Consider the following 22,858-nt stretch of genomic DNA (forward strand, 5'->3'; position numbering starts at 1 on the left):
GCGTCCTCTCAGACGACGGTGAGTGGTAGGGGTATGCCGCGGTCGGTGAACGTGAAGTCGGCGCCGGTGCTGAACCGGGTGAGGGCGACCTCGGGTGCCTCCGTCGCGGGCGGCTCACCGGTGACGACCTCCACTGTCAGCGCCGTGTCCGTCTCCTCGACCACCCGCACCGCGAACGTCGGCGACACCCCGCGCACGAGCGCGTTCAACGGCGCGAGGTGCTCGCCGTCGATCATGGACGGCCAGGCCCCGTCCGCCCCGGCCCCGCAGTCCCGTCCGAGCGTGAGCAGCAGTCGGTGGTCGAGAGAGATCGTGACGTCCACGTACTGCCGGGGATTCAGCGCCGGGTGCACGGCGAGGACGGCGGCCAGACCCACGAGATCCGCGGGCAGCCCGAGTGCGTTCCGGATCCGCTCCGACGTAAGGCCGGCGATGCCGGTGAGCTGCTTGCGGGCGAGGTCGAGTGCGGCCGCGGCGTCGGTGCGGGCCCGCACGGCGAGCAGGAACCCGAGGGTCAGCAGATGCTGCTGCATGCACACCTCCTCCGCCAGTCTGGTCAGCGCCGAATGGGAGAAGTCCGCGAACCGAAGATCGGCGAGGAGCGCGCCGGCGTAGTCGTGCCGTCCCGGCCCGCCGCTGTCGATCGGCGACAGCGCGACCGTCGCGGCCCGCGACTTCCCCACCGTCACGAGACCGGCCGGAATCGGGGGCGGCACGTGGGCGTCGTCGATGGTGACCGTCCAGAGGCAGTGCGGTGTCCGGTCCGCGGGCCGTCGCGGCGGGCGGTGCACGGGACGCACCTGCGCGTGCGGGTTGGTGGCCAGTGCGGTGGCGTCGAACGTCGGGTCCTCGATGTCGTGGCACATGGCCGTCACGTATTCGTCGCCCATCGGTTCGACGTCCATCAGCGCCCCGCAGTGTTCGAGCCAGAACTCGCCGTGGTCGTGATCGGTGACGCGGTACCGGAAGTCCATGAACTGTGGCGGTGCGCCGATGTCGAGTTGCAGGCCCTTGAATATCGTGACGACGCCGTCGCCCTCGAACCCCAAAGCCCGTTGCATCCGCCTCGTGTAGACGGGGCTGGACGCCATCCATTCCTCGATCGCGACCTGCGTCATGCCCTCGCGACCGAACGCCCCGATCAGGTGCGGCATACCGGAGCGGTCGATGAGATGACCGCACAGGAGCAGTTCCGGAACGAGAATCGCGAGATCCTCGCGGGACAGATCGGCGAACGACGCCGGACCCTTCACCGTACTCACCACAGCGGAACCGGGGCCTGCCCGACGGGATACCAGCCCGGCAACCGGCCGGACGTCGCGCGCTGGATCCGCGCGTTCATGCCGTCGGACATGGCGTTGTTCGTGATCATCTCGAGGAACAGGCTGGAGACGTTGCCGAAGTCGAAGAAGTCACGCTGCCAGGACCATTGGAAGTTGCCGCCGTACCGGAACCAGCTGCCACCGATTCCGGTGACCTGGTAGTGCGTGCCGTCGTCGCGGGTGCGCTCGGACACCTGCTTCCAGAATCCGATGACGTCGCCGCTGCGATCGTCGACGACGAACTGCTGGTACGGATACTCCCAGCCCTCGAGCCCGTCCATTTCCTGTCCGAGCGCCAGGTCGCGGATCTCGTCCCGGCCGACGGCCATGAAGTCGTCCTTCGGCCCGTAATTCCATCCGTACGTGGCGTCCTCGGTGTACATCTCGGCGAGCGGCTTCCAGTCGCCGAGCGATTCGCACCGCTTGTTCTCGTCCACCCAGCGCTGCACCATCTCGTCGAGTTCGGCGCGGTCGAAAGGGGCCATCAGGCATCTCCTTCTGAGTCGTTGTCCGCGAGGATCCGCAGGGCCTGGGTGGGGCAGAAGCGCACGGCGCTCTCCACCTCGGCACGCAGTTTCTCCGGGGGGTCGGTGTCGAGGATCTCGACCTTGCCGTGCTTCGGGACGGCGAAGACATCGGGCGCCTCCATCTCGCACACGGCATGACCCTGACACAGGTCGAGGTCGGCTTCGATTTTCATCACTTGCTTCGCTTCCGGTACCTCACCGTGCACGGCTGCTGCAGTTGAACCACCATCTTGCTGTGATCGTTGCGGTACGTCTCGGACGGTTGTGCCATCTCGAACTCCCAGTCCTGCAGGAGGATCGAGAAGATCGCCTTCAGCTGCATCAGCGCAAACGCGGCCCCGACGCAGCGGTGCCTGCCCGCCCCGAACGGTATCCAGGTCCATCGGTTGACGATGTCTTCCTGGTTGGGGTCGATGTACCGTTCCGGGTCGAACGTGTCCGGGTTCGGGAAGTCCTCCGCGATCCGGTTGGAGATCGCGGGTGTGGCCGCCACTAGGTCGTTCTCGGCGATCCGGTAGCCGCCGACCTCGAAGTCGCCACGGGCGACGCGGAGCAAGATGATCAGTGGTGGATGCAGCCGCAGTGTCTCCTTCAGTACCGCTTCGAGTTTCGGGATCTGCCGGAGCGCTCCGAAGCTGATGTCGGAGCCGTCCGAATAGAGATCGTCGAGTTCCGCGACCACCTGCTTGGCGTAGTCGGGGTGCCGCAGAAGTTCGATGAGGGTCCAGGCCGCGGTGCCGGACGTGGTGTGGTGCCCGGCGAACATCATCGAGATGAACATGCCGGTGATCTCATCAGCGGTGAAGCGCTCGTTGCCGTTCTCGTCCTTGATCGAGACGAGCACGTCGAGCATGTCCCGATCCTCCTTGCCCTGCGGCGGGTTCTGGATGCGCCCGGTCATGATCTCCTGGACGAGCGCCACCAGCTGCACCCTCGCCTCGTCCCGCCTGCGGAAGCTCTCGATCGGCGCGTACGCGTCGACGTACGCGATGGGGTCGGTGCCCTGCTCCAGCTCGTGATACAGGTGCGCGAACCGGCCGTCGAGTTGCTCCCGGAACTTCTTCCCGATCAGGCAGGCCGAGGACGTGTAGATGGTCAGCTCCGCGAAGAACTCGAGGAGATCGATCTCCCCCTCCTCACCCCACCGCGCCACCATGCGGTCGACCTCGTGGGCGATCGTCGCGGCATGGCCCTTCATCTGCTCGCCGCGCAGCGCCTGGTTGTGCAGCATCTCCTTGCGGCGCTCGGGACTCGCGTCGAACACGACTCCCTCGCCGAAGATCGGCTTCATGAACGGGTAGGCGGCCTGCTGGTCGAGATCCTCGTCGGTGGAGCGGAAGAAGAATTCGTTGGCCTCGGCGCCGGACAGCAGCACCACCTTCTTGTCGGCGAGCTGGAAGACGCCGACGTTGCCGCATTCCTCCCGGACGCGGCGCATCAGCGCGATCGGGTCGGTACGCAGTTCGTCGAGGTGTCCGTGCTCGTGCCGGCCGCCGGACACCCGTTGCGGGGTAGTCGGATTCATTCTCCATCCTTTCGCAGGGGCGCCTCGGGCTGCACCTCGATCAGCACCATGTGTGCGCCTCGGGGCGCACTGACGGCAGCGACGACGGCGTCGGCGATCGCCGAGGCGCGCAGGAAGTACGAGTGCCGGGCGAATCCCCATTTCGCCCAGTCCTCGAGGACGGGTCCGATGACCTCCTCGGTGGTGTTCATCCCCATGGATGTCTGGGTGGGGCCCGGACGCACGACCGAAGCCCGGACGCCGGTGCCCTCCAACTCCATTCGCATCTGCCGGCCCATCATCTCGACACCGGCCTTGGCGGCGTTGTACGCGCCCATCCGGGGTCGGGGTGTGTCGGCGCAGTCGGATCCGATCAGGACGAAGTCTCCCCGCCGGCGTTCGATCATGCCGGGGAGGATTCGGTGCGCGAGGCGCTGCGCGCCGACCAGGTGGACGTCGACCTGCCCCAGGAATTGGTCGGGGTCCATCTCGTGCGCGACGGAGAACTCCAGGTCTCCTGCTCCCGACAGCGCGATCTCGATGGGGCCCAGCGCCTTTTCGGCCGCGATGACGAAGTTGTCGACGGAGGCGGTGTCGGTGACGTCGAGGAAGTGCGCGAACGCCTCTCCCCCGTTGCTGCGGATCTTCTCCGCGATCTCCTCGCACTCGGCCACCCGGCGGGCACCGAGCGCGACGGGGTGACCGGCCTCCGCCAGCGCATAGGCCGTCGCCGTCCCGATTCCGGACGACGCCCCGGCGACGACCGACGGGCGTCGCTGCGGGTTGGGTTCGAATCTAGGCATCGCGGACCTGCACTTTCAGGGGAAGGGCGGCGAAACCGCGCACGTTGGTCGAGTGGACCCGCACGCTGTTCGCCTCGTCGATGTCGTAGTCGTCGATGCGGGTGACGAGTTCGGTGAGGGCGATCCGCGCTTCCAGCCGGGCCATGTGGGCGCCGAGGCAGAAGTGGGTGCCGCCGCCGAAGCTCGCGAGCTTGTTGGACGTGTCTCTGCCGATCCGGTATTCGTCGGCGTCCTCGAACACCGCCGAGTCGCGGTTCGCGGACCCGATGAGGATCAGCACCTTGTGGCCGGCGGGAATCGTCCGGTCGTGGAAGTCGAGGTCGACGGCCGCCGTCCGCGCGACCATCTGGCTGGACGTGTCGAAACGCAGGGTCTCCTCCACCCACTCCGGCACCCGGCTCACGTCCTCGAATACGTGCCTGGCCTCGGCCGGATAGCGGAAACCCCAGTACAGCGCGTTGCCGAGCAGTTTGGTGGTGGTCTCGTTGCCCGCCACCACCATCAGGAACATGAAGGCGATGATCTCGTCGTCGGTGAGCCGGTCACCGTCGATCTCCGCCTCGAGCAGGGCCGAGGTGAGGTCCTCGGTCGGTCTTCTACGCCGCTCGGCCAGCATGTCGGCGTAGTAGCCGACGAGGTAGAGCGACGCCTCCATCGCAGCGTGCGGCACGTCGAGGACGCCCTCCTCGCGATGCACCACCAGATCGGCGAGCCGGCGGAGTTCGCCGCGGTCGGCCTCCGGCACCCCCATCAGCTCCGAGATCACGTCCATCGGGAGCTTGCCCGCGAATTCGGCGATCCAGTCGAACTCGCCCGCCTCGAGCGCCGGGGCGAGGTACTGCCGGGTCAGATCCAGGATGCGGCCCTCCAGTTCGTTCACCCGCCTCGGGGTGAAGCCGCGGGACACCAACTGCCGCATCCGCATGTGCCGCGGATCGTCCAGCGCGAGAAAGGACATGGTCTTGTGGGCGTGCGGACCGTAGGCCGCTGGGTCGAGCGACACCCCGTTCGCGCTCGACAGGCGCTGGTTGTCGCGGAACGCCGCGACGACGTCCTCGTGCCGGGACAGCGCCCAGAAGTCGAGTTCCTCGTTGTAGTAGACCGGCGCCTCTTCCCGCAGTCTTCGATACGTGACGTACGGATCTTCGTGGAAGCCATAGTCGTACGGATTGAACGTCACCGGATTGCGGGACACCCCGGGCATCGAGGCTGCGGTCATGGCATCTACTCCAGAATCAGCTTGGCGGAAGTTTCGAGTCGATCGGCGAATTGTGCGTAGGACCCGTAGCCCATTCCCGCGCGGACGAGGCCGCCGGCGTACAGCAGCTCCAGTGCTTCGAGGACGTCGGGGTCGTGGCCCTCGCCCAGCGCCGCGGCAAGGCGATCACGGATCTCGAGCCCGATGCGGGCACGGAGGTGTTCCACGTCGGGGTCGCGGCCGAGCAGCGCGTTGGTGACGGCACCGGCGAGTTCGGGTTCGTCCGCCACCAGGAGGGCGATATGGCGGAGCACGGCGACCACGCGTCCGGTGCGGTCGAGTCCGTCGTCCGCGGGCTGCGGCGGCGACGCGGCGAGGCGGCGCCAGAAGACCTCGGCGACGAGGTGTTCCTTCGAGGAGAAGTAGGTGTACGCGGTTGCCGGTGCGACCCCGGCGAGACCGGCCACCGAGCGGACAGTGAGCCCCGCGAATCCCTCTTCGCGCAGTACTTCGACGGCCGCCTTGGTGAGTTTGTCGACGGTGTCGGCTTGCTTCTCGGTGAGACGGCGGCGGGTGGACTCGAAATTCATACTACTGGACACGTGTCTGGACGCTACTACAGTTACCGGCCCCTGGCAATGAAGAGCAGGCGCTCACACCATGTCGCGCGGGTGAATTCGCACGGGCATCGTCTTGATCCCACTGATGAATTTCGACCGCAGCCGGACGACCGGACCGGCGGGCTCGACCCGGTCGATCTGCGGGTTGGGACTCCGGCCGATGTCGAACCGGTACGGCTCGCCGAAGACGTCCCCGTCGCGGATGTGCCCCGCGAGCACTTCGACTTCCTCGGCGACGACTCGGACCTCGACGTGATCTACGAATCCGTACTCCGGGGAGCCCTCGCCGGCGTCGGATTCGCCGCACCCACCAACTCCGCCAGTTTCTGGAGCGGCCACGGCGGCTCGGCTTCGTAGTCGCGGTCGGCCATCGCAACTCCGGGACTCGCCATTGCGGCATCCAGTTGTTCAAACTATAGTCCAGACACATGTCCAGTTTTCAGAGATCGTTGTGACATCCACCCGATTCGGAAGCGACAATCCATGACTCTGCGCCCCACCGACAGCTCCGCGCTCCTGATCGACGGCAAACTGATTCCCGGTTCCGGCGGCACCTTCGAGGTGATCAACCCGGCAACCGAAGAGATACTGGGACGGGCCGCCGACGCCACCGCATCCGACATGGAGACCGCGATCGCCGCGGCCCGGCGGGCCTTCGACGACACCACGTGGACACGCAACCACGCCTTCCGCGCCCGCTGCCTACGACAACTGCGCGACGTGCTGCAGTCGCACATCGAGGAACTGCGCGAGATCACCATCGCCGAGGTCGGCGCTCCCGCCTTCCTCACCAGCGGACCGCAACTCGAGGGCCCGGTCGCCGACCTCGGCTACTTCGCAGGCCTCGCCGACACTTATTCGTGGGAACAGGATTTGGGCATCGCGGAACCGATGGGCATCAGGACGCGACGACAGGTCCTCAAGGAGGCCGTCGGTGTGGTCGGCGCCATCACACCGTGGAACTTCCCGCACCAGATCAACTTCGCCAAGATCGGCCCCGCGCTGGCGGCCGGCAACACGGTCGTCCTCAAACCCGCTCCCGACACTCCCTGGTGCGCGGCCCTGGTCGGGCACCTCGTCGCGGAGGAGACCGACATCCCGGCCGGGGTGCTCAACATCGTCACGTCGAGCGACCATTCCCTCGGCGCGCAACTCTCGACCGATCCGCGCGTGGACCTGGTCTCGTTCACCGGGTCGACCGCCACCGGCAGATCCGTCATGGCGGCGGCGTCCGAGACCTTGAAGAGGGTGTTCCTCGAACTCGGCGGCAAATCGGCGTTCATCGTGCTCGACGACGCCGACCTCGCCGGTGCCTGCGGGGTCGCCGCGTTCACCGTGTCCACCCATGCAGGGCAGGGATGCGCAATCACCACCCGGTTGCTGGTGCCGCGGGAGAAGTACGACGAGGCGGTCGAGGCCACGGCCCGGACGCTCGGCGGGTTGGCCGCGGGAGACCCGACGAAACCCGGCACCATCTGCGGTCCACTCATCTCCGCGCGGCAGCGCGCCCGGGTCGAGGACTACCTTCGGCTCGCGCGGGAGGAGGGCGGCACGATCGTCGTCGGTGGCGGCCGCCCGGCCGATCGCGACCGCGGATTCTTCATCGAGCCCACCCTGATCTCCGGCCTCGACAACACCGCCCGGGTGGCGCGGGAGGAGATCTTCGGACCCGTGCTCGTGATCATTCCCCACGACGGCGACGGCGACGCGATCCGTATCGCCAACGACTCGCCGTACGGGCTGTCCGGGTCGGTGTGGGGCACGGACCCCGCACGCGTGAAGCGGGTGGTCGACGGCGTGCGCACCGGCACGCTCAGCGTCAACGGCGGCGTCTGGTATTCGGCCGACGCCCCGTTCGGCGGATACAAGCAGTCCGGAATCGGCCGCGAGATGGGCGTGGCCGGTTTCGAGGAATACCTGGAAACCAAGCTGGTCGCGGAACCGGCCTGACAACACGCCGGCCCGAATGAAGAGGGAGTCAATCGATATGGGACGTTTCGACGGCAAGACGGCCATCGTCACCGGCGCCGCGCAGGGTATCGGCGAGGGTTACGCGCGTGCTCTTGCCCGCGAGGGCGCCAACGTGGTGGTGGCCGACCTCAACGCGGAACTCGGCGAGACGGTCGCCAAGCAGATCAGCGCCGACGGCGGAGGCGCGGTGTTCAAGGACGTCGACGTCGCCGACGAGGACTCGGCGAAAGCCCTTGCGGAGTTCACCGTCGAGAAGTTCGGGGGCATCGACCATCTCGTGAACAACGCCGCGATCTACGGCGAAATGAAACTCGACCTCCTCATCACCGTGCCATGGGACTACTACAAGAAATTCATGGCCGTGAACTTCGACGGCGCCCTCAACGTCACGCGCGCGGTGTGGCCGCACATGAACGAACGCGGTGGCGGCTCGATCGTCAACCAGTCGTCGACGGCTGCCTGGCTGTACTCCGGTTTCTACGGCCTCGCGAAGGTCGGGATCAACGGCCTCACCCAGCAACTCGCCCACGAGGTGGGCGGCATGAACATCCGGGTCAACGCCATCGCGCCCGGACCGATCGACACCGAAGCCACCCGCACCGTCACACCGGGAAATATGGTGGCAGACATGGTCAAGACGTTGCCGCTCAAACGGATGGGCACCCCTGACGACCTCGTCGGTGCCTGCCTGTTCCTGCTCTCCGACGAGGCGAGCTGGATCACCGGGCAGATCTTCAACGTCGACGGCGGACAGATTTTTCGGGCATGACAACCACCGAGCAGGTATCCGTCGGCTACATCGGACTCGGCAACATGGGTGCGCCCATGGCGAAGCGGCTACTCGACCGGCCGGGCGGACTCATCGTGTGCGACACCCGGCCGGAGGCGCTGGAACCGTTCGGCAAGGCGGGCGCGAAGGTCACGTCGAGTCCGCGGGAGGTGGCGGAGAACGCGGACGTCATCTCGGTGACGGTGCTCAACGACGAGCAGGTGCGGGCGGTTGTCGCAGAGATCCTCGACACCGCGAGGCCGGGCACGGTCGTGGCGGTGCACTCCACGATCAGCGACGTCACCGCGGTCGAACTCGCCGACCGGTGCCGTGTGCAGGGCGTCGACCTGATCGACGCTCCCGTCAGCGGCGGCGCCCCCGGGGCACACCAGGGGAAGCTCGCGGTGATGGTCGGGGCGAGCGAAGACGCGTTCGAGAAGGTCCGGGAGCCGTTCGGGCACTGGGCCGAACTCGTCGTGCACGCCGGCGACGTGGGCGCGGGCACGCGGATGAAGCTGGCCCGCAACCTGCTGCACTTCGTCTCGTTCACTGCCGCCGCCGAGGCGCAGCGGCTCGCCGAGGCCGCCGGTCTCGACATCACCGAACTCGGGAAGGTGGTCCGGCACACGGACGCGATCACCGGGGGCGCCGGAGCGATCATGCTCCGCGACACCACCGAGGCCCTCGACGAGAACGACAACTGGTACCCGATCATGTCCCACGTCCGGGACCTCGGGGAGAAGGACCTGTCACTGGCGATCGGGCTCGGCGACCGACTCGACGTCGCGCTGCCGCTCGCCCGACTCGCACTCTCCGGCCTGGGTCCGGGACTCGGCGTCGAGCACACCGCGGACAAGGACAAGGAGGAACAGCCATGACCGACGACACCCGCACCCGCGGCCTGGCCATGATGGAGAAGGTCTACGGATTCGAGATGCAGGACGGACCCGGCGCGCACTTCGCCGTCACCGCCGACCACCTGTTCGCCGACATCTGGTCGCGGCCGGGGCTGAGCATCCGCGACCGCAGGCTTCTCCTCCTCGGCGCGCTCACCGCGCAGGGACTCGTCGACGTCGCCGAGATCCAGGTGGGGGCGGCCCTGCACAACGAGGAACTCGACGAGGAGCAACTCCGGGAGATCGCGCTGTTCCTGTGCCATTACGTGGGCTGGCCGTTGGGGACGAAACTCGACTCGATGATCGGAGGGGTGCTACACAATCGGAAGAAGGCGGCCAGAGCGGCCACCCCGGATGCAGAGGCCACATGAGCACCGAACACCTGACACCAGAGCTTCTCCGACTCGCCGACTCCACCCCCGGCTTCATGCCGGAGGACGAGGGGACCGCCCTCCACGAGGCCGCGATGCAGTACCTGGTCCCCGGCGGGGTGGGTGTCGAGATCGGCACGTACTGCGGCCGGTCGACGATCTACCTCGGGGCAGCGGCGAGGGCGCGGGGTGCCCGCGTCGTCACGATCGATCACCACCACGGTTCAGAGGAACATCAGCCCGGATGGGAGTACCACGAACCGGCATTCGTCGATCCGCACACCGGGTTGCTCGACACGGTCGGCCGGTTCCGGCACACCTTGGCCGATTCGGGACTCGAGGAGTTCGTCGTCGGTGTGCTCGGCCGGTCGTCGACGGTCGCGAGGTTCTGGCGCACTCCGGTGAACTTCGTGTTCATCGACGGCGGACACACATCGGAGGCGGCATCGGCGGACCTCGAGGGGTGGGCGCCGTGGGTGAACGTCGGCGGCGCCCTGGTGATCCACGACGTGTTCCCCGATCCGGCGGACGGCGGCCGACCACCGTTCGAGATCTACGAACGCGCTCTGGCGACAGGACAATTCAAGGAGACGTCCGTCACCGGTTCGCTGCGCGTTCTCGAGCGTGTGGGCGGTCAGACAGGCGAGCCGCTGGCCTGACAGTAGTCGCCGCACCGGTCGAGGCCGATCGGTAGTCCCACAGGCAGCGCCGCGTCCCGGAAGATTCCGTGTCCGGGCGTGGTGCGGGACAGCGCGTCCGCCGCGAGGATCATCGCGCCGCCCGTCCACGTAGTCTGCTCGACCGGCCACCGCTTGCCGTCGCTGTAGACGAGCCCCGTCCAGTACGAGCCGTCCGGATCCCGCAGATGCTGCATGGCGGTGAACTGTGCGAGCGCCCGGGCGCGCTCCCCCATCGCGTCGAGCGCCAGCACCAACTCGCACGTTTCGGCGCCGGTCACCCACGGCCGGTGGTCCACGCAGCGGATGCCGAGCCCCTCGACCACGAAGTCGTCCCACCGCGAATCGATGCGCTCCGACGCGGCCGCACCGCGCACGGCGCCGCCGAGGATCGGGTAATACCAGTCCATGGAGTATTCGTCCTTGATCGCGAACGACTCCGGATGCTGCCGGATCGCGTGGCCGAGCGTGTATTTCGCGAACTCCCACTCCGGCTGGGGGTCGTCGATCAGCCGGGCCAGGAGCAGCCCGCAGTGCAGGCTGTGGTGAATACTGGAGTTTCCGGTCAGCAATGCCTCGGGGCAGTCCTGTCCGTTCTCGCCGCGGGCCCACCAGATTTCGCCGCTCGGAGCCTGCATGTCGACGACGAAGTCGAGGCCGCCCTGCACGGACGGCCACAGGGCTTCGACGAAGTTCCGGTCGCCGGTGATCAGGTAATGGTGCCACACCCCCACCGCGAGGTAGGCACAGAAGTTGCTGTCGGAATCGTGATTCTCCACGACCCCGTCGCGGAACTTCATCGGCCACGAGCCGTCCGGTCGCTGCATCTGCCGGGACCACCCGTACGCGGCTTCCGCCTCGTCGATCAGCCCGGCGGCGGCGAGCGCCATGGCGGATTCGACGTGATCCCACGGGTCGGTGTGCCCGCCCGGAAACCACGGCAGCGCCCCCGACGACTCCTGCGCTGCCGCGATCGACCGTGCCGTCTGCCTGACCTGGCTCTCCGACAACACGTTCGGCACCGACGGCACGCCGACGGCTCTCACCGCGGCGCCTTCACCACGCTCGGTTCCCTCGGCTTCTCGAGGTAGAACACGACGCTCTTGCCGACCACCGGATTGAGGACCTTCTCGGCAGTACGCGTGAGCCAGGGGGCCTTCATCATGTCCCACACCAGAACCTGGTGATAGGCCTTCGCTAGGGGGTTGTCGTTGTTCTCCACCCCCACCGCGCACTTGAGCCACCAGTACGGGGAATGCAGGGCGTGGGCATGGTCCCGGCCCCGGACCCGCAGACCGGCGGTCGTGAGCTTCTCCGCCAGTTCGTCGGCGCGGTAGATACGGACGTGGCCGCCCTCCACCTCGTGGTACGCGTCGGACAGCGCCCAGCAGATCTTCTCCGGCAGCCACCGTGGAACCGTCACCGCCGCAACACCACCCGGTTTGAGGATGCGGGTCAGCTCGGCGATGGCGCGACCGTCGCGGGGCACGTGCTCGAGGACCTCGGAGATGAGGACCACGTCGAACGACGCGTCCTCGTACGGCAGGTTCAGCGCATCGCCGACCTCCACCCGGGCCGACGCGCCCGCCGGGACCTCACCGACCTCGGCCATCGCCACGAACATCTTCTCGACGTCCGCGAGTTCGTCGGCGTTCTGGTCGAAGGCGATGACGTCGGCGCCGCGTCGATACAGCTCGAACGAGTGCCGTCCGGCGCCCGCCCCGATGTCGATCACCTTGTCCCCGGGCTTCACACCCAGCCGGTCGAAGTCCACGGTCAGCACAATCGGCCTCCTTCACGGGTCTGCGCTATCGCTTCGGCATACGTCTGCGCGGTTCTCGCGGCCACGGCGGCCCAGCTGTAGCGCTCGAGCACGCGGCGACGGCCACCGTCGCCGAGCCGGGCCCGGCGCTGTGGGTCGTCGAGCAACGCGCCCAGCACGTCCGCGAGTTCCTGTGGGTCGCCGGGTGTGACCAGCACACTCGCCTCCTCGCCCGTTCCCACCACCTCGGGAATGGCGCCGGCGCGGCTCGCGACCAGCGGGGTGCCGCACGCCATCGCCTCGACGGCGGGCAGCGAGAATCCCTCGTACAGCGACGGGACGCACGCGACGTCGGCCGACCCCAGCAGCGCTGCCAGTTCGGCGTCGTCGATGCCCGAAACCGTCCGGACGACGTCGCCGATGGCCAGTTCCTCGATGAGCTTCTCCGTCGCTCCCCCGGGTGCGAGTTTGGTGACCAGCACCAGTTCCACGGCACGCTCGGTGTGCACCTTCGCGACCGCCTCGAGGAGCGTCGACACTCCCTTGAGGGGCATGTCGGCGCTGGCGACACACACGATGCGGCCCGGAACCCGGGCGATAGCCGGGGGCCGGAAGACCTCGGTGTCGACGCCCAGCGGGATGGTCCGCAGGTTGTCGGCGGGAACGTCGAATGCGGCGCGGATGTCGTCGGCGGAGGATTGCGACACCGTCAGCAGCGCGGGGATGGCACGCGCCACCCGCTTCTGCATGCGCAGAAAGCCGTACCAGCGCCGGACCGTCACCTTGCGCCACCACTTCGCCGACGCCAGATCCAGCTCGCGGTCGCGGGTGATCGGGTGATGGATGGTGGCGACGACGGGGAGCCCGGACTTCTGCAGTTGCAGCAGCCCGTACCCGAGGCACTGGTTGTCGTGCACGACGTCGAACTCGTCGGCGCGCTCCTTCAGCAGTCGCGCGGCGCGGAGGCTGAACGTGAGCGGCTCCGGGAATCCGGCGGTCCACATGGTCGCGACCTCGAGGACGTCGATGGCGTCGCGGAATTCGCGGGGGTGCGGCGTTCTGAACGGATCCGGCTCGCGATACAGGTCGAGGCTGGGGACCTTCGTCAACGTGACCCGGGGGTCGACGTCCGGGTACGGCTGGCCCGAGAACACCTCGACCTGATGGCCGAGTTCGGCCAGCTCACGGCTGAGATGGCGGACGTACACACCCTGCCCACCGCAGTGGGGCTTGCTTCGGTACGACAAGAGTGCGATGCGCACGGACTTCGGCCTCTCCTCGAGCAGCTGGCAAGCAATACTAGAACACGTTCTTACTCGAGTGTGCCCTCATCCCATCCAACCGCACTCACTCACCCCACCGCGGTCGACTCGCGCAATCCCTCGAGTTTTCCTGCCAGACGTCCGAGGTACGCCAGGACGTCCTCCTCGCTCCGGTCGGGCAATCCGTACACGACCTCGGTGACGCCGAGGTCCTTCCACCGCCGCAACTTGTCCACGTGCGGTTTGCCGTCGAGCACGACGATCCGCGGTTCGCCGTCCCGGCCGGCTTCGCGCCACATGCGTTGCAGCGTCGCGACCCGGTCGTCGATGTCCTGTTCGATCGGGGTGGTCATCCACCCGTCGGCCGATTTCACGATCCACCGGAAGTTCTTGTCGTTGCCTGCTGCGCCGACGATGACCGGCGGCACCCGGGACGGTTTGGGCCACGCCCAACTCGGACCGAAACTCACGAACTCGCCGTCGTAGGACGCCTCGTCCTGCGTCCACAGCGCGCGCATCGCCTCGAGGTATTCGCGCAGCATCGTCCGGCGCCGTCCGGGCGGAACGTCGTGATCGGTGAGTTCGTCCAGATTCCACCCGTACCCCACACCGAGAATCACCCGTCCGCCGCTGAGGTGGTCGAGGGAGGCGATCGTCTTGGCCAATGTGATCGGGTCGTGCTCGACCGGCAGCGCCACCGACGTGCCCAGGTCGATCCGCTCCGTGACCGCCGCCGCCGCGGCGAGAGCCACCCACGGGTCGAGGGTGCGCATGTACCGGTCGTCGGGCAGCGACGCGTCCCCGGTCTGAGGATGCGCGGCATCGCGTTTCACCGGAATGTGCGTGTGCTCGGGCACGTAGAAGGAGTCGAATCCGTTGGCCTCTGCACCCTTCGCGGCCGAGGCCGGCCCGATCCCGCGGTCACTCGTAAACAACGTAATGCCGAATTTCACGAATTCTCCTTGGCCGAGAGCCTTTTCCTCCTTGCACACTAACTTTTGGACACCTGTTTAGCAATGTGTCCAAACAACTCTCCAGTTCCCCGGGCAGCCGGACGAACGGGACGCTCGTTCGATCTGACGCAACGGGCGTCCCGTTCGTCCGGCAGGTGAGCGGCAAAGCGTGCCCCGGCACACTTCCCCGCTCACGTGCTCAGGCGCCGTAGACCGGGACCGGGTCCTCCGCCTTCGCGAGGAGGTCCGCGACGACGGGGCCGATCTCCTTCGGCTCCCAGCGCGCGCCCTTGTCCTGGGCAGGGCCGTGCCGCCAGCCCTCGGCGACGGTGATCTTGCCGCCCTCCACCTCGAACACCCGCCCGGTGACGTCCTTCGACTCCACGCTCCCCAGCCACACGACGAGCGGGGAGATGTTCTCCGGCGCCATCGCGTCGAAACCCTCCTCGGGCGCGGCCATTGCCTCCGCCATCGCGCCGCCGGCGCCGACCGTCATCCGGGTGCGGGCGGCGGGTGCGATCGCGTTGACGGTGACGCCGTAGTTCTTCAACTCCGCGGCCGCCTGAATGGTCAGCTCCGCGATCCCTGCCTTCGCGGCGGCGTAGTTGCCCTGCCCGATCGAACCCTGCAGTCCGGCACCGGAACTGGTGTTGACGATCCGGGCGTCGACGGGGTTTCCCGCCTTCGCCTCGGCCCGCCAGTACGCGGCCGCGTGCCGCAGCGTCGCGAAATGTCCCTTGAGATGCACCCTTACGACGGCGTCCCACTCCTGCTCACTCATCCCGACAAGCATGCGGTCGCGCAGGAATCCGGCGTTGTTCACCAGCACGTCGAGGCGCCCGTACGTGTCGATCGCCGTCCGGACCAGGTTCTCGGCCCCGGCCCAGTCCGCGACGTCGTCGCCGTTGACGACGGCCTCGCCACCCGCCGCGACGATCTCCGCGACCACCTGTTCGGCCGGACTCTCGCCCGTGGCGGACCCGTCGATGCCGGCGCCGATGTCGTTGACCACGACCTTCGCTCCCTCGGCGGCGAACGCCAGCGCGTGGGCGCGTCCGATTCCGCGCCCGGCGCCCGTCACGATGACGACGCGACCGTCGACCACTCCACTCATGAGTTCTCCTTCGTTGATGCCGTAGCTGAGGTGGATGCTGTTGCTGCCGCCAGGAAGGCGGGGCGTTCGCCGCCGCCGTGGACGGTCAGTGTGGAACCGCTGACGTACGCCGCCAGCGGTGAAGCCAGGAATACCGCGCTGTTGCCGACGTCCTCGGGGCACGCCATCCGGCCGAGCGGCACGGTGGCCCCGACCGCCGCGATCCCCGCGTCGTCGCCGTAGTGCAGGTGCGCGAGTTCGGTGCGAACCAGGCCGACGATCACCGAGTTGACCCGGACCTTCGGCGCCCACTCGACCGCGAGGCTGGTGGTGAGGCTGTCGACTCCCGCCTTCGCCGCACCGTACGCGGCGGTGCCGGGCGACGGTCGCGATCCGCTGACGCTGGAGATGTTCACGATCGCGCCACCCGAGTCCTGTTGCTGCATAACCGCATTCGCGACCTGGGACACCAGCAGCGGGGCGAGCAGATTCAGTTCGACGATCTTGGAGTGGAACTTCGGGCTCGCGTCCGCGGCGAGCGCGAAGGGTGCGCCGCCGGCGTTGTTGACCAGGACGTCGAGCCGGCCGTGGCGCTCGACGATCCGGTCGACGAGACCCTGCACCTGCTCCGGGTCGCGGATGTCGCACGGCAGGAATTCGACGGCACGCCCGTCCACCTCCACGGGGTTGTCGCCCGGCCGGCGAGCGCAGGCGATCACCGTCGCCCCGGCCCGCAGGAAGGTGCGGCTGATGCCCGCGCCCACCCCGCGAACTCCGCCGGTCACGAGCACGACACTTCCGGTCATGTTGGAACCTGTTTCCATCGTGCTACCCTACCAAGCAATTGCTTGGTGCGTGAAGTGCGGATCTGACGAGGAGAAAACAGTGGGAATTCGGAGCGAGACAGATCCGGGGGGCATCACCACGGTCACCGTCGACTACCCGCCCGTGAACGCCATCCCGTCCCGGGGCTGGTTCGAGTTGGCCGACGCCATCCTGGCCGCGGGCCGGAACCCGGACACCCACGTGGTGATCCTCCGGGCGGAGGGGCGCGGGTTCAACGCCGGCGTCGACATCAAGGAGATGCAGGCCACCGACGGCTACGGCGCGCTGGTCGACGCCAACCGGGGCTGCGCGGCCGCGTTCGCCGCCGTCTACGACTGCGCCGTCCCCGTCGTCGTCGCGGTCAACGGATTCTGCGTCGGCGGCGGAATCGGTCTGGTCGGCAATGCCGACGTGATCGTGGCGTCCGACGACGCCGTCTTCGGACTTCCCGAGGTCGACCGCGGGGCGCTCGGCGCCGCCACACACCTCGCCCGCCTCGTCCCCCAGCACATGATGCGCACCCTGTACTACACCGCGCAGAACGTCACCGCCCAGCAGTTGCAGCACTTCGGGTCGGTGTACGAGGTGGTGCCGCGGGAGGAACTCGACGACACCGCCCGCGACATCGCTGCCAAGATCGCCGCCAAGGACACCCGCGTGATCCGCTGCGCCAAGGAAGCCATCAACGGCATCGACCCCGTCGACGTGAAGACCAGTTACCGCCTCGAGCAGGGCTACACCTTCGAACTCAACCTCGCCGGGATCTCGGACGAGCACCGCGACGAATTCGTCGAAACCGGCAGGCCCCGCTCCAACTCGAACAACAGGAAAGGCTGACATCCATGGCGAACAAGCGCGACAAGAGGATGTCGCTCGACGACGCCGTCGGGGAACTCCGCAGCGGAATGACCATCGGCATCGGCGGCTGGGGTTCGCGCCGCAAACCGATGGCGCTGGTCCGGGCGTTGCTGCGCTCGGACGTCACCGACCTCACCGTCGTCACCTACGGCGGCCCCGACCTGGGGCTGTTGTGCTCGGCGGGCAAGGTCAGGAAGGCGTACTACGGTTTCGTGTCCCTCGACTCCGCCCCGTTCTACGACCCGTGGTTCGCGAAGGCGCGCACCGCAGGCGACATCGAGGTCCGCGAGATGGACGAGGGCATGGTCAAGTGCGGACTCGAGGCGGCCGCCGCCCGGCTGCCGTTCCTGCCGATCCGCGCCGGGCTCGGCTCCGACGTCCGGAATTTCTGGGGCGACGAACTGCGCACCGTCACCTCCCCGTACCCGGACGCATCCGGCAAATCGGAAACCCTGATCGCGATGCCGGCCCTGAATCTCGATGCCGCCCTGGTGCATCTGAACCTCGGCGACAAGCACGGCAACGCCGCCTACACCGGGGTCGACCCCTACTTCGACGACCTGTACTGCGCGGCGGCCGAGAAGCGGTTCGTCTCCGTCGAGCGGGTGGTCGAGACCGAAGAGCTGGTGAAAACCGTTCCGCTGCAGAATCTCATCCTCAACCGGATGATGGTCGACGGCGTCGTGGAGGCCCCGAACGGCGCCCATTTCACCCTCGCAGGCGACAGCTACGGCCGCGACGAGAAGTTCCAGCGCCACTACGCCGAAGCGGCGAAGACCCCCGAGGCGTGGCAGCAATTCGTCGACACCTACCTGTCCGGCAGCGAAGACGACTATCAGGCGGCCGTGAAGACATTTGCAGAGGAGTCCCAGGCATGACCGAGACGACCACCGACGTCACCCGCGCGGAGTACTGCGCGATCGCGTGCGCCGACATCTTCTCCGGGGCAGGCGAGATCATGGCCAGCCCGATGGCGACGCTGCCACTGATCGGCGCCCGGCTCGCACGACTGACCACCGAACCCGACCTGCTGATCACCGACGGCGAGGCCCTGATCTTCGCCGACACACCCGCCGTCGGCGCGAAAGCCCCGATCGAGGGCTGGATGCCGTTCCGGAAGGTGTTCGACGTCGTCGCGTCCGGCCGCCGCCATGTGGTGATGGGCGCCAACCAGATCGACCGGCACGGCAACCAGAACCTGTCGGCGTTCGGTCCGCTGCAGCAGCCGACACGTCAGATGTTCGGCGTCCGCGGCGCGCCCGGCAACACGATCAACCACCCCACCAGTTACTGGGTGGGCAAGCACTCGTCGCGGGTGTTCTGCGACAAGGTCGACATCGTCTCGGGCGTCGGCTACGACCAGATCGACCCGGAGAACCCCGCCTACCGCTTCCATCACCTGCACCGGGTGGTGAGCAACCTCGGGGTGTTCGACTTCGGCGGTCCCGACCACACGTTCCGGGCGCTGTCGCTGCACCCGGGCGTCACCGCCGAGCAGGTCGCGGAGAACACCTCGTTCGAGGTGGCGGGGCTGGCCGACGCCCCGGTCACCCGGGAACCATCGGACGAAGAACTGCGGCTCATCCGCGAGGTCCTCGACCCCCGCAGCCTGCGTGACCGGGAGGTGTCGCTGTGAGCACTCTTCGCACTGCCCTGACCGAACTGGTCGGAGTGGAGCACCCGGTGGTCCAGACCGGGATGGGCTGGGTGGCCGGACCGCGACTCGTCGCGGGAACAGCCAACGCGGGCGGTCTCGGTATCCTCGCGTCGGCGACGATGACGTACGAGGAACTCGAGGCGGCCGTCGCCAAGACGAAGACGCTCACCGATAAGCCGTTCGGGGTGAACATCCGCGCCGACGCCACCGACGCCAACCAGCGAATCGACCTGCTGATCCGGGAGAACGTGCGCGTCGCGTCGTTCGCGCTCGCACCGAAACAGGACCTGATCGCGAAGCTGAAAGATGCCGGGGTGGTGGTCATTCCGTCGATCGGCGCCGCCAAGCACGCGAAGAAGGTGGCATCCTGGGGCGCCGACGCCGTGATCGTGCAGGGCGGTGAGGGCGGCGGCCACACCGGACCGGTGGCCACTACCCTGCTGCTGCCGTCGGTGCTCGACGCCGTCGACATCCCCGTCGTCGCGGCCGGCGGGTTCTACGACGGCCGCGGGCTCGCCGCCGCCCTCGCGTACGGCGCCGCCGGCGTCGCGATGGGCACCCGCTTCCTGCTCACCCAGGAATCCACCGTCCCCGACTCCGTCAAGCAGGAGTACCTCGCCCGCGGACTGCAGGACACCACGGTCTCCCGCAAGGTCGACGGCATGCCCCACCGGGTCCTCAACACCGCACTCGTCGACAGCCTCGAGCACTCCGGCAACGTGCGCGGACTCGTCGCGGCCGCCCGCAACGCCTCGAAGTTCAAGGCCATGACCGGCATGAAGTGGTCGACCCTCGTCAAGGACGGCCTCGCCATGAAGAAGTCCAGCGACCGCACGTGGCAGCAGATCATCATGGCCGCCAACACCCCGATGTTGCTCAAAGCCGGCCTGGTCGAGGGCAATACGCACGCGGGCGTGCTCGCGTCGGGTCAGGTCGTGGGACTCCTCGACGACCTGCCCACCTGCAAGGACCTCATCGACGGCATCGTCGCCGACGCGATCAAGCGCATCGACGCGCTGGGGGCCCTCCGCGCCTGAACGAACGGGACGCTCGTTCGATCCGACTCGGGCGAGCGTCCCGTTCGTCCTACAGAGCGCGGTACACCGCGGTCTCGAAGTCGAGGTATCCGCCGAACGAGACGGCGTCGGCGAAGGGCAGGATCTGCGTGGCCCAGAAGCCGGCGATGCCGTTCTCCCGGTCGATCCAGTAGTACAGGTTCGCGAGTCCGGCCCAGCCCAGTGCGCCCGCCGGGCGTCCCGTCGGGGCCGGTTCCTCGTTGACCATGAAGGTGTACGCCCAATTCTTGCGCAGGCCGGGGAAGAACTCGGCGTCGTTGGACAGGGCGGGGATCACCCCGGGCAGCGCGGTGACCTCCTGCCCGGTCAAGCCACCCTGCACCGCCTCGGCGACCGTGTCGGCCGCGAGAATCCGGCCGCCGGGAGCCTCACCGTCCCGCAGCCACATGCGGAGGAACTTCAGATAGTCGGGGACAGTGGTGTAAAGCCCGTGGCCGCCCATGTGGACCTCCGGCTCCTGCGGCAACACCATTTCAGGCATCGGCACCAGCGAACCGTCCTCGGTGCGCTGGTGCACCACGGCGAGACGATCCCGCATGTCGTCGGTGAGTGTGAACGCGGTGTCGTTCATCCCCAGCGGCTCGAAGATGCGCTCGCGCATCACCTCTCCCAGTCGCTGCCCGCGTACCGCCTCCACGACCAGTCCACACCAGTCGATGTTCGATCCGTACATCCACCGCTCGCCCGGATCGAACAGAAGCGGTGTGGTCAGCGACTTCTTCGTGGCGGTGATGGGGCTGGGCTGGCCGTGTCGGTCGGCGAGGCGGCGGTAGTTCTCGTCGAAGAAGTCGTAGCCCAGCCCGGCGGTGTGCAGCAACAACATCCGGGTGGTGATGTCTCGCTTCGGCGCGCGGAGCACCGGTTCGCCGTCGCTCCCGAAGCCGTCGAGGACCTGCAGTTCACCGATCTCCGGGAGGTACCGGGCGGCCGGGGCGTCGAGGTCGAGCAGGCCCTCCTCCACGCACTGGAGTGCCGCGGTTCCGGTGACGGCTTTGGTGGTGGAGAAGGCGGCGAACACCGTATCGGCGGTCATCGCCACACCCGAGCCGAGGGACCGCTCCCCGGCCACACCCGAGTACACGACGCCGTCGCGGTCGGTGAGCATCGCCACCACACCCGGGACACCGGCGTCGTCCTGCGTCAGTTTCTGCAGGTCCGTGTCGGTGACACTCGCGAAATCATCTCTCATGGTTCCTCCTGTGTTCGTTCCCGCGTCGGCAACAGGGCCGAGGATCGGAACGGACACTACGGAGGCAACTGTGACGTAGACCACCTCGATTCGGCGGTCCGGCTGTCGGATTTCGGCACTACCGGCGGCGGGCGCGGGCGAGCGCGCGGGACGGGTTCTCCCCGAACCGGCCGCGGTAGGCCGCGGCGAAGACGCCCATGTTGACGTAACCCCAGCGGCCGGCGACGGCGGACACGGTGCACTCCGATGTCGCGGCGGTAAGTTCGTCGTGGATTCGCTGGAGCCGCACCTCGGTGAGGAAGCGATTCGGCGTGGTCTCCCGGTAGCGACGGAACGCTCCCGACAGCGCCCGCACACTCACCCCCACCGCCGCGGCGACGTCGCTGACCGTCGGCAGTTCGGCGGCGTGGTCGCGCATGTAGTGCTCAGCGCGCCCCACGTAGTCGGGGGCCACGTCACTCGCGCCGCCGTCGAGGGCGATCCCCGCCGCCGCGGCCCATTCGGCGAGCAGGTGACCGAGGAGCATCTCCTGGAGGTGAATGCCCGGGCGGCCGTGAGCGATCCGGTCGGGAGCGGCGGCTATCGACCGCACCGCGTACGCGAGAAGCGCGTTCCACGCCGACTGCTGCCCGGCACCGATCACACACTTGTGCTGCCACAGGCGGTCGTCGGGCCGATATCCGAACCACCGATCGGCGGCGTCGGCGACCAGGCGGTGCGGCACCGTCAGATTCAGCTGCAAATCCGACTCGTCGAATTGGATGTAGTGCTCGATCCGGCTGCAGTCCACCACAAACGTGCCACCGGAGCCGACCTCCACCTCGGCCGCGCCGACCCGGTGCCGGGCGGATCCGCGGATCGTCGTCAAGACCAGAATGTTGCCGGCGTCGGCGGAGATGTCGTCGACGGTGACCGGAACCCCGTACCGGAAGCGGGTGAGGGTGACGTCGCCGATGGGTGCCGAGTACATGCTCGAACGCGGCTGGAGCAGTCGTCCCGTGGACCGCACCCGGTACGGCATGTACACCCGATCCGACCAGGCCCGGATCTCGTCCCAGTCCGACGACGACGCAGCCGATACTGCGACATCGGAAAGCGGATCCAGCGAGTGCACGACGTCCACCATCCGGAGCGTAGAGCACACCGGCCGTTCCCGACACCACCCGATCGGCCGGCTAGGATGTGGCCGCGGCCTTCGCCGCGCTCAGCTGGATGACGCGGCCTTCGCCGCGCTCAGCTGGATGACGCGGCCTTCGCCGCGATGCGCGCCCGGACCTCCGGTCGTCGCAGCGGAGGCACGGTTTGGGGCGGCTGCTTGCGCGGCGGGAGTGCGGCGAGCAGTTTCGTGGTGGCCTCGGTGACGACGGCGACGGCCTCCTCGAAGGGCTCCTGGTTGGCGTCGGACAGCTTCTGGATCCCGCTGACCTTCCGGACGTATTGACGCGCCGCCGCCTCGATTTCCTCCGCGGTGGCCGCCGGTTCGAGTCCGCGCAGCTCGGTGATGTTTCGGCACATGACTCGACGA

At 67.9% G+C, this 22,858-nt stretch carries 25 protein-coding genes and 1 pseudogene; 9 read left to right on the forward strand and 17 right to left on the reverse strand.

From position 1 onward, the window contains the following. Positions 1-8 precede the first annotated feature (8 nt). The 8 genes and pseudogenes from H0B43_RS11745 to H0B43_RS42825 form a co-directional block, all read right to left on the reverse strand. Positions 9-1,265: a hypothetical protein gene (locus H0B43_RS11745; RefSeq protein ID WP_312033811.1), complete on the reverse strand. Its 1,257-nt coding sequence runs from the start codon at positions 1,263-1,265 to the stop codon at positions 9-11. Then, positions 1,259-1,807 carry a nuclear transport factor 2 family protein gene (locus tag H0B43_RS11750; RefSeq protein WP_185727730.1) on the reverse strand — a complete coding sequence of 183 codons (549 nt, stop codon included), beginning with the start codon at positions 1,805-1,807 and terminating at the stop codon, positions 1,259-1,261. The genes H0B43_RS11745 and H0B43_RS11750 overlap by 7 nt, the downstream gene beginning before the upstream one ends. Continuing rightward, a complete protein-coding gene (locus tag H0B43_RS11755; RefSeq protein WP_185727729.1) occupies positions 1,807-2,022 on the reverse strand; it encodes a ferredoxin in 216 nt (71 codons plus the stop codon). Before H0B43_RS11755 ends, H0B43_RS11750 begins: the two co-directional genes overlap by 1 nt. Then, the gene (locus H0B43_RS11760; RefSeq protein ID WP_185727728.1) at positions 2,022-3,374 is read right to left on the reverse strand and encodes a cytochrome P450; all 1,353 of its coding nucleotides are present in this window, start codon (positions 3,372-3,374) and stop codon (positions 2,022-2,024) included. The genes H0B43_RS11755 and H0B43_RS11760 overlap by 1 nt, the downstream gene beginning before the upstream one ends. Further along, positions 3,371-4,156, reverse strand: a complete 786-nt coding sequence (locus H0B43_RS11765) for an SDR family oxidoreductase (protein ID WP_185727727.1) — start codon at positions 4,154-4,156, stop codon at positions 3,371-3,373. Before H0B43_RS11765 ends, H0B43_RS11760 begins: the two co-directional genes overlap by 4 nt. After that, entirely contained in the window at positions 4,149-5,375 is a 1,227-nt protein-coding gene (locus H0B43_RS11770) for a cytochrome P450 (RefSeq protein WP_185727726.1), read from the reverse strand. Before H0B43_RS11770 ends, H0B43_RS11765 begins: the two co-directional genes overlap by 8 nt. 5 nt (positions 5,376-5,380) lie before the next feature. After that, positions 5,381-5,944, reverse strand: coding sequence for a TetR/AcrR family transcriptional regulator (locus H0B43_RS11775; protein WP_185730008.1), 564 nt, complete (start codon positions 5,942-5,944; stop codon positions 5,381-5,383). A gap of 63 nt (positions 5,945-6,007) precedes the next feature. Then, positions 6,008-6,175 (reverse strand): annotated as a pseudogene (locus H0B43_RS42825) (cytochrome P450); the annotation flags it as partial. 282 nt (positions 6,176-6,457) lie between these two features. Between H0B43_RS42825 and H0B43_RS11785 the strand changes: the two are divergent. Genes H0B43_RS11785 through H0B43_RS11805 form a run of 5 tightly spaced genes read left to right on the forward strand, consistent with a single transcriptional unit; the run spans position 6,458 to position 10,640 of the window. Continuing rightward, on the forward strand, positions 6,458-7,924 hold the full coding sequence (locus H0B43_RS11785; RefSeq protein WP_185727725.1) for an aldehyde dehydrogenase: 1,467 nt from the start codon (positions 6,458-6,460) through the stop codon (positions 7,922-7,924). A 37-nt stretch (positions 7,925-7,961) separates the two neighbouring features. Beyond that, entirely contained in the window at positions 7,962-8,714 is a 753-nt protein-coding gene (locus H0B43_RS11790; protein WP_185727724.1) for an SDR family oxidoreductase, read from the forward strand. After that, the gene (locus H0B43_RS11795) at positions 8,711-9,592 is read left to right on the forward strand and encodes an NAD(P)-dependent oxidoreductase (protein WP_185727723.1); all 882 of its coding nucleotides are present in this window, start codon (positions 8,711-8,713) and stop codon (positions 9,590-9,592) included. Before H0B43_RS11790 ends, H0B43_RS11795 begins: the two co-directional genes overlap by 4 nt. Further along, on the forward strand, positions 9,589-9,981 hold the full coding sequence (locus H0B43_RS11800) for a carboxymuconolactone decarboxylase family protein (protein WP_185727722.1): 393 nt from the start codon (positions 9,589-9,591) through the stop codon (positions 9,979-9,981). The genes H0B43_RS11795 and H0B43_RS11800 overlap by 4 nt, the downstream gene beginning before the upstream one ends. Then, positions 9,978-10,640 carry a class I SAM-dependent methyltransferase gene (locus H0B43_RS11805; RefSeq protein ID WP_185727721.1) on the forward strand — a complete coding sequence of 221 codons (663 nt, stop codon included), beginning with the start codon at positions 9,978-9,980 and terminating at the stop codon, positions 10,638-10,640. The genes H0B43_RS11800 and H0B43_RS11805 overlap by 4 nt, the downstream gene beginning before the upstream one ends. On the opposite strand, the gene H0B43_RS11810 is transcribed toward H0B43_RS11805, so the two are convergent. From H0B43_RS11810 to H0B43_RS11835, 6 genes are all read right to left on the reverse strand, one after another. Then, entirely contained in the window at positions 10,616-11,704 is a 1,089-nt protein-coding gene (locus H0B43_RS11810) for a prenyltransferase (RefSeq protein ID WP_185727720.1), read from the reverse strand. The two genes, H0B43_RS11805 and H0B43_RS11810, sit on opposite strands and share 25 nt — an antisense overlap. After that, positions 11,701-12,441, reverse strand: coding sequence for a class I SAM-dependent methyltransferase (locus tag H0B43_RS11815; protein ID WP_185727719.1), 741 nt, complete (start codon positions 12,439-12,441; stop codon positions 11,701-11,703). The genes H0B43_RS11810 and H0B43_RS11815 overlap by 4 nt, the downstream gene beginning before the upstream one ends. Continuing rightward, positions 12,435-13,682, reverse strand: a complete 1,248-nt coding sequence (locus H0B43_RS11820) for a glycosyltransferase family 4 protein (RefSeq protein ID WP_185727718.1) — start codon at positions 13,680-13,682, stop codon at positions 12,435-12,437. The genes H0B43_RS11815 and H0B43_RS11820 overlap by 7 nt, the downstream gene beginning before the upstream one ends. 89 nt (positions 13,683-13,771) lie before the next feature. Next, positions 13,772-14,635, reverse strand: coding sequence for an LLM class F420-dependent oxidoreductase (locus tag H0B43_RS11825; protein WP_185727717.1), 864 nt, complete (start codon positions 14,633-14,635; stop codon positions 13,772-13,774). A gap of 199 nt (positions 14,636-14,834) precedes the next feature. Continuing rightward, on the reverse strand, positions 14,835-15,749 hold the full coding sequence (locus tag H0B43_RS11830; RefSeq protein ID WP_185727716.1) for an SDR family oxidoreductase: 915 nt from the start codon (positions 15,747-15,749) through the stop codon (positions 14,835-14,837). Then, entirely contained in the window at positions 15,746-16,552 is an 807-nt protein-coding gene (locus H0B43_RS11835) for an SDR family oxidoreductase (protein ID WP_185727715.1), read from the reverse strand. Before H0B43_RS11835 ends, H0B43_RS11830 begins: the two co-directional genes overlap by 4 nt. Before the next feature lie 61 nt (positions 16,553-16,613). Between H0B43_RS11835 and echA20 the strand changes: the two genes are divergently transcribed. From echA20 to ipdC, 4 genes are read left to right on the forward strand one after another with little or no spacing between them, the layout of a single operon-like run. Continuing rightward, positions 16,614-17,390: a (7aS)-7a-methyl-1,5-dioxo-2,3,5,6,7,7a-hexahydro-1H-indene-carboxyl-CoA hydrolase gene (echA20, locus tag H0B43_RS11840; protein WP_185727714.1), complete on the forward strand. Its 777-nt coding sequence runs from the start codon at positions 16,614-16,616 to the stop codon at positions 17,388-17,390. A gap of 5 nt (positions 17,391-17,395) precedes the next feature. Next, positions 17,396-18,289, forward strand: coding sequence for a cholesterol ring-cleaving hydrolase subunit IpdA (ipdA, locus tag H0B43_RS11845; RefSeq protein ID WP_185727713.1), 894 nt, complete (start codon positions 17,396-17,398; stop codon positions 18,287-18,289). Continuing rightward, positions 18,286-19,047: a cholesterol ring-cleaving hydrolase subunit IpdB gene (gene ipdB / locus H0B43_RS11850; protein WP_185727712.1), complete on the forward strand. Its 762-nt coding sequence runs from the start codon at positions 18,286-18,288 to the stop codon at positions 19,045-19,047. The genes ipdA and ipdB overlap by 4 nt, the downstream gene beginning before the upstream one ends. After that, on the forward strand, positions 19,044-20,105 hold the full coding sequence (ipdC, locus tag H0B43_RS11855; protein ID WP_185727711.1) for a (3aS,4S,5R,7aS)-5-hydroxy-7a-methyl-1-oxo-octahydro-1H-indene-4-carboxyl-CoA dehydrogenase: 1,062 nt from the start codon (positions 19,044-19,046) through the stop codon (positions 20,103-20,105). Before ipdB ends, ipdC begins: the two co-directional genes overlap by 4 nt. A gap of 49 nt (positions 20,106-20,154) precedes the next feature. On the opposite strand, the gene H0B43_RS11860 is transcribed toward ipdC, so the two are convergent. The 3 genes from H0B43_RS11860 to H0B43_RS11870 all read right to left on the reverse strand — a co-directional run bounded on the left by H0B43_RS11860 (position 20,155) and on the right by H0B43_RS11870 (position 22,848). Continuing rightward, positions 20,155-21,333: a serine hydrolase gene (locus H0B43_RS11860; protein WP_185727710.1), complete on the reverse strand. Its 1,179-nt coding sequence runs from the start codon at positions 21,331-21,333 to the stop codon at positions 20,155-20,157. A 118-nt stretch (positions 21,334-21,451) separates the two neighbouring features. After that, positions 21,452-22,459 (reverse strand): AraC family transcriptional regulator, encoded by a 1,008-nt coding sequence (locus H0B43_RS11865; RefSeq protein WP_185727709.1) that lies wholly within the window; start codon positions 22,457-22,459, stop codon positions 21,452-21,454. A gap of 107 nt (positions 22,460-22,566) precedes the next feature. Beyond that, entirely contained in the window at positions 22,567-22,848 is a 282-nt protein-coding gene (locus H0B43_RS11870) for a DUF2277 domain-containing protein (protein ID WP_185950060.1), read from the reverse strand. Positions 22,849-22,858 lie beyond the last annotated feature (10 nt).

Origin of the sequence: Rhodococcus sp. 4CII (assembly GCF_014256275.1) — a bacterium.
Classification (GTDB): Bacteria; Actinomycetota; Actinomycetes; order Mycobacteriales; family Mycobacteriaceae; genus Rhodococcus_F; species Rhodococcus_F wratislaviensis_A.

Excerpts from the sequence above, each read along its gene's own strand:
- H0B43_RS11750 (WP_185727730.1), bottom strand. The coding sequence starts at position 1,807 with ATGGCCCCTTTCGACCGCGCCGAACTCGACGAGATGGTGCAGCGCTGG.
- H0B43_RS11755 (WP_185727729.1), bottom strand. The coding sequence starts at position 2,022 with ATGAAAATCGAAGCCGACCTCGACCTGTGTCAGGGTCATGCCGTGTGC.
- H0B43_RS11760 (WP_185727728.1), bottom strand. The coding sequence starts at position 3,374 with ATGAATCCGACTACCCCGCAACGGGTGTCCGGCGGCCGGCACGAGCAC.
- H0B43_RS11765 (WP_185727727.1), bottom strand. The coding sequence starts at position 4,156 with ATGCCTAGATTCGAACCCAACCCGCAGCGACGCCCGTCGGTCGTCGCC.
- H0B43_RS11770 (WP_185727726.1), bottom strand. The coding sequence starts at position 5,375 with ATGACCGCAGCCTCGATGCCCGGGGTGTCCCGCAATCCGGTGACGTTC.
- H0B43_RS11775 (WP_185730008.1), bottom strand. The coding sequence starts at position 5,944 with ATGAATTTCGAGTCCACCCGCCGCCGTCTCACCGAGAAGCAAGCCGAC.
- H0B43_RS11785 (WP_185727725.1), top strand. The coding sequence starts at position 6,458 with ATGACTCTGCGCCCCACCGACAGCTCCGCGCTCCTGATCGACGGCAAA.
- H0B43_RS11790 (WP_185727724.1), top strand. The coding sequence starts at position 7,962 with ATGGGACGTTTCGACGGCAAGACGGCCATCGTCACCGGCGCCGCGCAG.
- H0B43_RS11795 (WP_185727723.1), top strand. The coding sequence starts at position 8,711 with ATGACAACCACCGAGCAGGTATCCGTCGGCTACATCGGACTCGGCAAC.
- H0B43_RS11800 (WP_185727722.1), top strand. The coding sequence starts at position 9,589 with ATGACCGACGACACCCGCACCCGCGGCCTGGCCATGATGGAGAAGGTC.
- H0B43_RS11805 (WP_185727721.1), top strand. The coding sequence starts at position 9,978 with ATGAGCACCGAACACCTGACACCAGAGCTTCTCCGACTCGCCGACTCC.
- H0B43_RS11830 (WP_185727716.1), bottom strand. The coding sequence starts at position 15,749 with ATGAGTGGAGTGGTCGACGGTCGCGTCGTCATCGTGACGGGCGCCGGG.
- H0B43_RS11835 (WP_185727715.1), bottom strand. The coding sequence starts at position 16,552 with ATGGAAACAGGTTCCAACATGACCGGAAGTGTCGTGCTCGTGACCGGC.
- ipdA (WP_185727713.1), top strand. The coding sequence starts at position 17,396 with ATGGCGAACAAGCGCGACAAGAGGATGTCGCTCGACGACGCCGTCGGG.
- ipdB (WP_185727712.1), top strand. The coding sequence starts at position 18,286 with ATGACCGAGACGACCACCGACGTCACCCGCGCGGAGTACTGCGCGATC.
- H0B43_RS11860 (WP_185727710.1), bottom strand. The coding sequence starts at position 21,333 with ATGAGAGATGATTTCGCGAGTGTCACCGACACGGACCTGCAGAAACTG.
- H0B43_RS11865 (WP_185727709.1), bottom strand. The coding sequence starts at position 22,459 with ATGGTGGACGTCGTGCACTCGCTGGATCCGCTTTCCGATGTCGCAGTA.
- H0B43_RS11870 (WP_185950060.1), bottom strand. The coding sequence starts at position 22,848 with ATGTGCCGAAACATCACCGAGCTGCGCGGACTCGAACCGGCGGCCACC.